The sequence below is a fragment of the Brasilonema bromeliae SPC951 genome (assembly GCF_012912135.1).
In the GTDB taxonomy this organism is placed as follows: Bacteria; Cyanobacteriota; Cyanobacteriia; order Cyanobacteriales; family Nostocaceae; genus Brasilonema; species Brasilonema bromeliae.
This window is the reverse complement of sequence record NZ_QMEB01000442.1, coordinates 1-888: the sequence shown is the minus strand read 5'-3', so window position 1 is coordinate 888 and position 888 is coordinate 1. Positions and strand designations below refer to the sequence as shown.

General features: G+C 52.1%; 1 protein-coding gene. It reads left to right on the top strand.

Going from position 1 to position 888, the window contains the following annotated elements:
* The first annotated feature begins 68 nt into the window (after nucleotides 1–68).
* Nucleotides 69–851 (top strand): thiolase family protein, encoded by a 783-nt coding sequence (locus DP116_RS28365; RefSeq protein WP_246275850.1) that lies wholly within the window; start codon nucleotides 69–71, stop codon nucleotides 849–851.
* Nucleotides 852–888: the final 37 nt, after the last annotated feature.

Here is an 888-nt window from a genome sequence, read left to right as displayed (position 1 = left end):
CCTCTACGTAGATTTGAGGATTGTTGCCCAGATATGCGTAGATTTTTACAAGCGGTTACAAATTCCTGTTGGGTGCGCCAGAGCAACTCACGGATATTTTACTTTACGACGGTCTCACCGATCCTACCACCGCTGAAGCAATGGGAGAGCAAGCTGAACGGCTGGCAGCAGCTTACCAGGTGACGCGGGCTGACTTGGACCAAGTCGCCTTATATTCACAGCAGCGGGCAACACTCGCCACCGAGCAAGGTTGCTTCAACAAGGAAATTGTACCGATTGAGGTCGAAGGGAAGAAAGGTTTGCAACTGGTGGAAAAAGATGAAGGCATTCGCCCGGAAACCACCTTAGAGAGCCTGACCCGACTCAAGTCTGCTTTCACAGAGGATGGCGTGTTCACTGCTGGTAACAGCAGTCAGATATCAGATGGAGCAGCAGCTCTTGTCTTGGCAAGCCGAACGGCGGTGGAACGTTACGGACTGGTACCTCTAGCACGGGTGATTGGAGGATCGTGGATCGGTGGAGAAGCTTGGCGCTTCCCTGAAGTTCCCATACTCGCAGTGAATAAGCTTTTAGAAAAGCTGAAGATGAGAATCTACGATTTTGACTTGTTTGAGAACAACGAAGCTTTTGCTCTAAGCAACGTGCTGTTTAACCGGGTGCTGGGAATTCCTTACGAAAAGCTCAATATCTTTGGGGGGGCGATCGCACTAGGGCATCCCATCGGCGCTTCTGGGGCGCGAATTATGGTCACGCTGCTCAACGCTTTGCAGCACAGGAATGGGCAGTTAGGGCTGGCAGCGGTGTGTCATGGTACTGGCGGTGGTACGGCGTTTGCACTGGAGCGACTTTGACAATTCAAAGGGGTGTAGGGAAATAGGGGTGTGGGGG